General features: G+C 35.8%; 10 protein-coding genes and 1 other annotated feature. All 10 genes read right to left on the reverse strand.

What is annotated here, in order from left to right:
- Nucleotides 1-288 precede the first annotated feature (288 nt).
- Entirely contained in the window at nucleotides 289-1014 is a 726-nt protein-coding gene (locus tag QWC74_RS02590; protein WP_006783552.1) for an amino acid ABC transporter ATP-binding protein, read from the reverse strand.
- Nucleotides 1007-1693: an amino acid ABC transporter permease gene (locus tag QWC74_RS02595; protein WP_006783551.1), complete on the reverse strand. Its 687-nt coding sequence runs from the start codon at nucleotides 1691-1693 to the stop codon at nucleotides 1007-1009. The genes QWC74_RS02590 and QWC74_RS02595 overlap by 8 nt, the downstream gene beginning before the upstream one ends.
- Before the next feature lie 27 nt (nucleotides 1694-1720).
- Entirely contained in the window at nucleotides 1721-2494 is a 774-nt protein-coding gene (locus tag QWC74_RS02600) for a transporter substrate-binding domain-containing protein (RefSeq protein WP_006783550.1), read from the reverse strand.
- Between the two features lie 174 nt (nucleotides 2495-2668).
- Nucleotides 2669-2890: a binding site (T-box leader), on the reverse strand.
- Between the two features lie 161 nt (nucleotides 2891-3051).
- Nucleotides 3052-3636 (reverse strand): bifunctional precorrin-2 dehydrogenase/sirohydrochlorin ferrochelatase, encoded by a 585-nt coding sequence (locus tag QWC74_RS02605; protein WP_288993898.1) that lies wholly within the window; start codon nucleotides 3634-3636, stop codon nucleotides 3052-3054.
- Between the two features lie 86 nt (nucleotides 3637-3722).
- Entirely contained in the window at nucleotides 3723-4694 is a 972-nt protein-coding gene (gene hemB / locus QWC74_RS02610; protein WP_006783548.1) for a porphobilinogen synthase, read from the reverse strand.
- Nucleotide 4695: 1 nt separating this feature from the next.
- Nucleotides 4696-6204 (reverse strand): uroporphyrinogen-III C-methyltransferase, encoded by a 1509-nt coding sequence (gene cobA / locus QWC74_RS02615; protein WP_006783547.1) that lies wholly within the window; start codon nucleotides 6202-6204, stop codon nucleotides 4696-4698.
- Nucleotides 6194-7099 carry a hydroxymethylbilane synthase gene (gene hemC / locus QWC74_RS02620; protein WP_006783546.1) on the reverse strand — a complete coding sequence of 302 codons (906 nt, stop codon included), beginning with the start codon at nucleotides 7097-7099 and terminating at the stop codon, nucleotides 6194-6196. Before hemC ends, cobA begins: the two co-directional genes overlap by 11 nt.
- Before the next feature lies 1 nt (nucleotide 7100).
- Nucleotides 7101-7880, reverse strand: a complete 780-nt coding sequence (locus QWC74_RS02625; protein WP_006783545.1) for a sirohydrochlorin cobaltochelatase — start codon at nucleotides 7878-7880, stop codon at nucleotides 7101-7103.
- Nucleotides 7881-7949: 69 nt separating this feature from the next.
- On the reverse strand, nucleotides 7950-9245 hold the full coding sequence (gene hemL, locus QWC74_RS02630) for a glutamate-1-semialdehyde 2,1-aminomutase (RefSeq protein WP_006783544.1): 1296 nt from the start codon (nucleotides 9243-9245) through the stop codon (nucleotides 7950-7952).
- Nucleotides 9246-9262: 17 nt separating this feature from the next.
- Nucleotides 9263-10498 carry a glutamyl-tRNA reductase gene (hemA, locus tag QWC74_RS02635; RefSeq protein ID WP_006783543.1) on the reverse strand — a complete coding sequence of 412 codons (1236 nt, stop codon included), beginning with the start codon at nucleotides 10496-10498 and terminating at the stop codon, nucleotides 9263-9265.
- Nucleotides 10499-10722: the final 224 nt, after the last annotated feature.

A 10722-nucleotide genomic window follows, 5' to 3' on the forward strand; every position in this document is an offset into this window, starting at 1 on the left:
CACCTTAGTCATAACCCTAAATAACCATTTCCTTAAGGAGATATCTTTTTACTATGCCGCGCTTACGCCCTCTTATTTTATACACTCATCCTTTTTACACAACCTTCTCACCCTTTCATCAAAAATAGAGTCTGTGCCTTCCTCGTTACCCTTTATCCCTTAACCTAGGCCAAAGCTTTTAACAGTTCATTAAATTTCTAAAATAGCTCCTCTATGCAAAAGAGTTGAATGTTCAACTCTTTTTTTATGCATGAAAAAAACCACCCGATTGAGTCGGGTGGTTTCATCTTAATACATAACTTTCGCTAAAAACTCTTTTGTACGGGGATGAGTTGGTGACGTAAATAATACTTCCGGCTTCGTATCTTCTAGAATTTGACCTTCATCAATAAAGATGGCACGTGTTGCTACATTTCTGGCAAATCCCATCTCATGAGTGACAATCGCCATTGTCATGCCACCTTCTCCTAGTTCTTTCATGACATCTAATACTTCTTTCACCATCTCAGGATCAAGTGCTGAGGTAGGTTCATCAAATAACATTAACTTCGGATTTAAAGCTAGTGATCTCGCAATGGCCACACGTTGCTTTTGTCCACCTGATAACTTAGATGGATACGCATCAAACTTATCGGCAAGTCCAACACGTGTTAACAAATTAAGTGCAATCTCATCCGCTGACTTATCATCCATTTTCTTTAATAACTTTAACGCTAATGTAATATTTTTTCCAACCGTCATATGCGGGAATAAATGAAAGTTTTGAAAGACCATCCCGATTTGTTCACGAACTTGATTTAAATCAGTCTTTGGATCTAATAAATTTGTTCCCTCAAATAACACTTCTCCTTCCTCAGGAACCTCCAATAAATTTAAGCAACGTAATAACGTCGATTTTCCTGATCCAGAAGGTCCGATAATCGCAATAATTTCTCCCTCTTTAATCTCTAAATTAATAGAGTTGAGGATTTTTTTACCATGAAAAGATTTTGATAACCCACAAACTTTAAGCATCTTGATGTAATCTCCCTTCTAAAACAGATAATAATTTTGAACATGACGCCGTTAAAATAAAATAAATCACCGCCGCGACCACATAAACACCAAAAGCATTAAACGTTGCCGCTTGAATCATATCTGAATTATACATTAAATCGCGTAGTCCGATCACTGACACAATTGCTGATTCCTTAATAATGACAACAAATTCATTTCCAAGTGCCGGTAAAATATTTTTCACTGCCTGTGGTAAAATGACATGCTTTAACGTTTGTTTCTCACTTAAACCAAGTGAACGCCCCGCTTCAAATTGCCCTTTATCAACCGCTTGAATTCCAGCTCTAAAAATCTCTGATACATAAGCCCCTGAATTAATCGCTAAAGCAATGGCTCCAACTAAAAACTCAGCTGAAATCCATCCAAACGATGGATAACGTGTATGCAATAACTGTGGCACCCCAAACCATAAAATAAACAATTGAATCATTAATGGTGTTCCCCTAAAAAAGGCCACATAGGCATCGGCTAGCTTACTTAAAACTTTTCCGAGCATCCCTTTAGCATTAAACTTTGTCAACGAAACCAAAATTCCAATAAGCGTTCCAAAGAATACGGTAATCAATGCTAACGCAATCGTCACACCCGTTCCCTTTAACAACATCGGATAATAATCAACTAAAAATTCAAAACTCATTTTTCTCACCTGCACTCCCTAAAATCATTATTGATTTGAAATTGTAATCGCCTCTTCTAACATCTCATCTAACTTACCGTTCGCTTTTAAACTCGCGATAACCTCATTCACTTTCTCAACTAAATCTGTTGAACCTTTTGGCATCGCAACTGCCATATACTCCTCAGATGAAACTTTTAAATCAGCCACTTCTACATTTTCAAACTGCTCAGCGTAACGATTCGCAATTTCTTTTCCAACAATCACCGCATCAAGATTCCCATTACTTAACTCTAATACAATCGCTTGAGTTGTTGCTAACTCTTTAACATTCTCAGTTAACTCATAAGCAATTGGTGACTGTACACTTCCTAATTGTGTCCCAATTTTAATCCCTTTTAAATCATCTTCCGACTTAATTGAGTCAACACTTTCAGTTCTAATTAACACAGCATTTTCCCCTGTATAATAAAGATCTGAGAAATCAACTTGCTTTTGACGCTCCTCATCAGGACTCATCCCTGAAATAACCATATCAACCTGACTCGCTTGTAAAGCTCCTACTAAACCACTAAAATCCATTTGCTTAAACTCAACTTTAACACCCAACTCATTCGCAATTTCTTCTGCTAACATGACATCAAATCCAACTAACGTCTCCTTTCCATCAATCATTTTTACTGATTCAAAAGGTGGATAATCTGCCGATAACCCGACTAATAAACTTCCGTTCTTTTCGATACTTTCAACACTCACACCATTTTGTGAACATCCTACCACGCCCACTAACATTAAACCTAAAATCATTAACATTTTTTTCATCGTTTTCTCCTCCTTGTATAAATTGATTTGAATCGATTTTTTTTGACAATTAAAAAAGACCGCCTCTTTCATCAAGAGGCGATCTTTCAACCGCGGTACCACTCTTATTGATCCAAGTTTATCTTATCAATTAATAGTGGCTATGTTTATAAAAAAAGGTCATCTCTTATAAACATAAGAGACGACCTACTGACCGCGTTACCACTCTAATTGATACAAAAACTTGCATCCGCTCTGCTCATTAAGGGGAGTACCCGATTATCATACTCTATACGAGGTATATTTGTGATAATCTCCATAGAAGGGCGTTTCACACATAAGCATTGGCTAGACTCACACCTACTCTAGCTCGCTTTGCAATTAACTTATGGCTACTTTCTTCGTCAAAGGATTTATTCAAATCAAATTGTTAAATACATTTTAAGGTAATTCATTTCAAAAATCAAGAACAATTTTAAAAAAATTTAAACTTATTTTTAAACTGCAGCTTCATCTCTAGCACCTGAATATAGCAAAACAATGCTCACACACTACTCTAATTTTGATAAAATTTAATCTTATAAATACTTTCTACTTTCTTCTTTTAATGCCTCATAATCTAATGAAATCAACTCTTTAATTAGCTTTCGCCTCACACCAACATCCTCATACCTCTTCATAATAGCTTCTCGTAAACTCCCTAAAAGATTGACATATTCCTCATAAGAATCATCATACTCCACCGCTAACTCACGGCTAATCTTCTTCGCTAAAGCGGGGCTCTTTCCCCCCGTTGAAACACTTAACAGTAAATCACCTCTTTTTACATAAGATGGAACGATATAATTTGAAAGCATCCGATTATCTACCACATTCACAAGTTTTTTATGTTGATGGCAATACTTTGCAATCTCCTCATTAACTAACCGATTATCTGTTGCTGCCACCACTATTTGACTACTTTCAATATATCTTTCATCATACTTATCCTGCACTAACACCACATTCTCTAACTCATAAAAACTATCTAAAAAATGAGGTGCTATGACTTTAACCGATTTATTAAACTCAAGAAAGTTCTTACATTTTCGATAAGATACTTCACCCCCTCCAACAATCACAATTTCAAACTGATCCAACTCTAAATTGACCGGATAAAGCAAAAAAAATCACCTTCATTTCTTCATATAGCCTCATTATAACACAAAAAAACTGATGACTATCGCAAGCGTCATCAGTCTTTTTATGTTTATTTTTTTAACATCTTTGCCAAATCTTTCGCGAAATACGTAATAATAATATCTGCTCCCGCACGTTTAATCGACATCACCGATTCATAAATGGCTCCCTCTGCTAAAATCCCATTTTTAACTGCCGATTTTAACATGGCATACTCCCCACTCACATTATAGGCTGCTAATGGAAGATCAAACTCATCCTTCACACGGCGAATGACATCTAAATAAGAAAGGGCTGGCTTCACCATTAAAATATCAGCCCCTTCTAATACATCTAGTTCTGCTTCGATTAAGGCTTCATTTGAATTAGCCGGATCCATTTGATACGTTTTTCGATCTCCAAAAGCCGGCGCAGAGTTAGCCGCCTCACGAAACGGTCCATAAAACGTTGACGCATATTTAACACTGTATGACATAATCGCAATACTCTCAAACCCTGCTGCATCTAATCCTTCACGAATCGCTTTAATACGTCCATCCATCATATCAGATGGTGCAATCATATCTGCTCCTGCCAACGCATGACTCACGGCAATCTTCGTTAAATACTCAAGGGTCACATCATTCTTAACATACCCTTCCTCATTTAAAATTCCACAGTGTCCATGACTTGTATACTCGCACATACAAACATCTGTAATGACATTCATAGCAGGATTCACTTCTTTAATTTTTCGAATGGCACGTTGAATTACTCCATTTTCATTAAATCCTTCACTTCCACATGCATCTTTATCCTCATCATGAGGAATTCCAAATAAAATCACATGCTCAATTCCAAGTTCGCCTAACTCTATAATTTCGGCCTCTAATTGATCTACTGAAAAATGATAAACATCTGGTAACGATGAAATCTCACGTTTAATTCCTTCGCCTTCGACAATAAATAACGGATAAATTAAATCCTCAACATTTAACTTCGTTTCTCTTACTAAATTTCGAATTGCTTGACTCGTTCTTAATCGACGTGGTCTTCTTAACATTCTAATGGCCTCCAATCATCGCTTCAACAAGCGCATCAATACTTGCTTCCTTTGCTTCCTTGTATACTTCGATTTTTAAATCTTGCAATGTTTTAGAGGTCACAGGTCCTATTGATATGACCTTTGTCTGATTCAATTTTTCTAAATAATCAGTCCCTAACATCTTAACAAAATTCTTAACCGTTGCCGAACTAGCGAACGTCACATAGTCAACCTGATGATTGGTTAATAGCTCAGTGACATCCTCTTTCATACTTGTATCCATCACACTTTCATACGTATGAACCTCATGAACGGAACAAATTTGACCTAACGTCTCAACCAAAACATCTCGTGCATTCTTAGCTCTTGGAATTAACACTCGATCCTCAGGTTTTAATACGTCTCTTAACTCCTCACAAAGAGCCTCTGAAACAAATTTAGATGGAATCAAGTCAGCCTTAATCCCGCGGTCTTTCACCGCCTTGGCCGTTGCACTTCCTATCGCACACACCTTCAAATGAGCCAATGCCCTTGCATCAAATCCTAATTCATCTAACTGATCAAAGAAAATATCCACCGCATTCTGACTACTCAAAATTAAATACGTATAATCTTGTATCTCCTTAATCGCTTGCTCTAATTCAACATTATCCTTAATCTTCTCAATCCTAATCGTTGGCACCTCAATCGGATTTCCACCTAAATCCATCACCTTCTCAACCAACGAACTACTTTGAGTTCGGCTACGTGTCACCATCACATTTTTTCCAAACAACGGCTTATTCTCAAAGAAATTCAATGACTCACGCAATCCAACAACCGATCCCACCACAATCAACGTTGGTGGCTTCACCTTCTCCTTAATCGCCGTATCGTAAACCTCATCAAGCGTTGAAGTAATCACTCGCTGATTAAAACGTGTTGCCCAACTAATTAACGCTACCGGTGTTTTACCATCTTTACCTTCTCTCATTAAACAGTCGCTAATTTTTTTCAAATTAGCCACCCCCATTAAAAAGACTAACGTTCCGCCTATATTCGCCAAAGCATTCCAATTAATCTCAGGATTTTCCTTATCATCTGCTCTTAAATGCCCCGTCACCACATGAAATGACGATGCATGATCACGATGAGTAATTGGAATCCCTGCATAACAAAGTCCTCCAATAGCAGACGTAATACCTGGTACTACCTCAAACTCAATTCCCTCAGACTTTAACGCTTCTCCCTCTTCACCTCCACGACCAAAAACATAAGGATCCCCACCCTTTAATCGTGTCACGATCTTACCTTCCCTCGCTTTCTCAACAATCACACGATTAATATCATCTTGAGGTAGCGTATGATCACTAGATGCCTTGCCAACATAAATAATCTCACAATCGGGTTTAGCTTCCTTTAAATAATGAACATTCGCTAATCGATCATAAACAATAACATCTGCCTGCTGAATACACTCTAGTCCCTTTAACGTTAATAACTTATAATCACCTGGCCCTGCTCCTACAAGATAAACCTTACCTTTCATAATTGTCATACTCCTTTAAAACAAACTGTGCAACCTCTAATCCTAACTCAATCGGTGACTCAATTCCACCTTCTAAACACTTCCTCACCAGACAATTTCCATTCTCACTTCCATAAAGGCCTGTTAACTTAAGCTTGTCACCTTCTAATTCACAATACGCTCCCATTGGAATATGACAGCCACCATTCACACCTGCTAAAAAGGCTCTTTCTGCTGCTACCCTAATTTCAGTTTCAACATCTTTAATACTCTCTATTAACGCTTCAATCTCTAAATCTGCTTCCCTAATCTGAATCGCTAATGCTCCTTGAGCTGGAGCCGGCACCATAATATCAACTGGAATATAACTACTAATCATTTCACTCATTCCCGCTCTTAATATCCCTGCAGCCGCAAGTACGATTCCATCTAAATTCTCATCCTCTATTTTTCTAATTCTCGTATCAATATTTCCCCTAATCGATAAAATATCTAAATCTGGTCGATATTTTAATAATTGATACTTTCTTCTTTTACTTCCCGTTCCTATTTTAGCCCCTTTAGGCAAATCCTCTAACGTTTTATATCCATCTTTTAAGATTAGCACATCTCGTGGATCTTCGCGTTTAGGAACCGCTGCAAACTTTAACCCTTTGGGCAATTTTGACGGCATATCTTTCATACTATGAACAGCTATATCAATTTCTTTATCTAATAATTGTTGCTCTATTTCTCTTACAAATAACCCTTTATCTCCTATTTTATCCAACGAAACATGTTGAATCAAATCACCTTTTGTCTTGATGATTTTAACTTCAAATTCCACCTCAGGATGATATTTTCTTAACTGATCAATCACCCATTGCGTTTGCGTCAGCGCTAATTTACTTCCTCTTGTACCGACCACTACTCGCATACTAAACCTCCTTTAAGCACTCTTGCGCATGTTTTAAAAACTTATCTTGGATCCCAATATTCTCTCCTAGACCTTTCAGTTGAACATTCACAACAAATCCTTCGGACTCCAATACATTTTTCCATGAATCTTGACTATTGCCTATCATCTCTTTTTTAGCATGGTACCCTACTACTAACATCATAGGCATTAAATTAACCGTCTTTACTTGACCAGCCTTTAATCGCGGTATCACCTCTTCTAATCTAGGCGTCCCTTCAATCGTTCCTACATAAGCATTGATACCATGCGATCTTAAAGCAGACTCAACTCCTAAATACTCTTGATTACATTTATGAGACATCCCATGTCCCATAAATACAACGGCCTCATCTTTATTCATGGCAAACAACTCATCTTCTAAAGCCTTTGCTACCTCCTCGTAATCATGACCAACTGACAATAAAGGCCTCCCTAATACAATTTTTTTGAATTTATGTTGATAGGCTTCTACCTCTTCTTTTAATTGATTAAACTCATCTCCGCAAATAATATGCAAAGATTGCACTAATACTTCATCATATCCTTTTTCTAATATTTGTGATAAAGCCTTAGTTGGGTTATGAATCTCTACTCCTTCTCGTTCTTTTATCTTACTGATAATCTTATCAGATGTATATGCCCTATAAAAATCATAATCTTTAAAAGATTTATGTATTTTTTTCTCACAAGCCTCTATTGTTTTTTCTCGTGTTTCTTTATAGCTTGTTCCATAACTTACAACTAATACAGCTTTTTTCATCATTTATCTCCTTGAAACCTTTAAAAAATTAACCTAGCCAAATGGACTAGGTTTTTATCACATAATAAATCATTCTTGATGAGCCAATTTTAATGCTTCGTAATTTGCTTCAATTGTTTTTTCAATATCTTCATCCGTATGAGCATTGGATAAGAACATCGCTTCATATTGACTAGGACCAATTAAAATTCCTTGACTTAATAACGCTTTAAAATACTTATTAAATCTATCGATATCGCATCGCTTAGCATCATCATAATTTTCAATAGGTCCTTTAGCAAAGAATAAACAAACTAATGAACCCGCACGTGTTACCGTATAATCTAATCCTAGCTTCTCTAAATTAGCTTTAATTCCCTCTTCAAGTTTTAGAGCTTTTCGATCTAATTCAGTATAGATTTGCGGGTTATCCCTTAAAATTTCTAAATTCTTTTTCCCCATATACATAGCTAATGGGTTACCGGATAAAGTTCCAGCTTGATAAACTGGCCCGACAGGAGATACAACACTCATAATCTCTTTTTTTCCGCCGTATGCACCAACAGGAAGTCCTGCTCCAATAATTTTTCCAAAGCAAACCATATCAGGTTCAACGTTAAAATAAGCAGGAGAACTATGATAATCAATTCTAAATCCAGTAATAACCTCATCAAAAATTAAAACAGCTCCATATTCAGTACATACCTCGCGTAATAATTCAATGAATTCTTGTTTTCCTTTAACTAGTCCCATATTACCAGAAATAGTTTCTACAATCACAGCGGCTATCTCATTTCCTTGTTCCTCAAAAATACGTCTAACAGCTGCTAAATCATTATATTTGCAGACTAAAGTGTGTTTAACCACATCTTCAGGCACTCCAGGACTTGTTGGCACCCCATAAGTAATGGTTCCAGAACCAGATTGAACTAATAGTGCATCTGAATGACCATGATAGCATCCCTCAAACTTTAAGATCTTATTTCTATTGGTATATCCTCTTGCAACTCGTAACGCACTCATTGTCGCTTCAGTTCCTGAATTAACCATTCGTACCTGATCAATAGCTGGATAGGCATCTACAATAATCTTGGCCATCTCAACTTCGATTTGTGTTGGTACCCCAAAACTTGTCCCCTTTTTAATCACGTCTTCGATTCCATCAGTTAATTCTTGCGGAGAATGGCCTAACATTAGAGGTCCCCAAGAACAAATATAATCAATATATTCATTACCATCTACATCATATATCTTGCTACCATGGGCATGATCAATAAAAATTGGACTCAAACCTACTGATTTAAATGCTCTTACGGGACTATTAACTCCGCCAGGTATATATTCAATTGCTTCTTCAAAAATTTTCTGTGATTTTATATTTATCATCCTGTTGCCTCCTAATACTAGATATCAAATAATTCCTCAATTAACTTAATATACTCATCACGTTTATGTTTATTATCAATTTGTTTTAGATTAATAATAGGCTCTCTTATTAATCGTTTTAACGCCGATTCCATCATCCTATCAATCAATTTTCTCTCTTTTGCATCCAGATTTATTTTTTTAAATAAGTAATCTAAACTATCTGATTTAATTTCCAAACATTTTTCATTTAATGATTGAATGGTTGGGTCAATGTTAGCTAACTCTAGCCACTGTAGAAACTCTTCTATTTTACGATTAATAATTTGACGTCCAATTAGTGCTAACTCATTTCGCTTATTATCATTCTCTTCGTGTATTTTCTTTAAGTCATCAATATCATAAAGTTCAATATTATTCATTTTTTTAATAGCTGGATCAATATCGCGAGGAAGCGCAATATCCATCATGCAAATCTTATGATCAATCGTTGGCATATGCTCTAGCTTTAAAATAACATGAGGAGAGGCAGTAGCTGTTATAACTAAATCAACATCATTCAATACATCGTATCGATTTTCATATAGAATAGGCATGACATTAGTAAACCTATCGCCAATATCCTGAACTTTGCCGTGACTTCTATTTGCCACATAAATCTTATTAACCTGCTCATCATTCAGATAAGTAATCGCTAATTTACTCATCTTTCCATACCCAATAACTAAAGCATTCTTTCCTTTTAACGAACCTATTTTTTCTTTTAAAAGTTTTATAGCTATATAACTAATTGATAAAGGTTGCTCAGAGATTTTAGTCGTATTCTTAATTTCTTTAGCGGTCATAATTGCTTCTCTAAAGAGTTTATTAAAATACTTTTTACTTGCCCCAAGTTGCATAGAAAATTCATGGGCTTTTTTTACTTGTCCTAAAATTTGATCTTCACCTAAAACAATAGAATCTAGACCAGATGCCACCTCAAATAAATGACCCATTGCCCGTTCTCCCGTTTTTGAAAATAGGAAATTTTTTATCTCATCATCATGAAAGAATTCTTCATAAAAATTTTTAATAACATTAATCTTTTCGTCAATTGTATTAGCATGAATGTAAATTTCACTTCTATTGCATGTAGATAAAATAACAATTTCATTGATAGCCTGATCCAACAAAACATTTATAGCTTCTATTTTTTGAGAATCTGTAAATGAAACTTTTTCCCTAATCTGTATTGGAGCCAAGTGATGATTGACACCTATAACTGCTACATCCATAACTAACCTCCATTGGTATGTACTCTTATTTAATAAGTTCAATACTAGTATACCCCAAGTAAACTTTATTTGTAAATTTCATTTCATTTAAAGGAAAACTTTGATCATTAGAATAAAATTATATTTAAAAAAATAAAAAAAAACACCCTAATAAGGATGTTAATAAATTTTTGGCCCAGCAACGTCCTACTCTCGCACTTGCGTACTACCCTCGGCGCTAAGGA

Origin of the sequence: uncultured Turicibacter sp., assembly GCF_938044715.1 — a bacterium.
Taxonomy (GTDB): domain Bacteria; phylum Bacillota_I; class Bacilli_A; order MOL361; family Turicibacteraceae; genus Turicibacter; species Turicibacter sanguinis.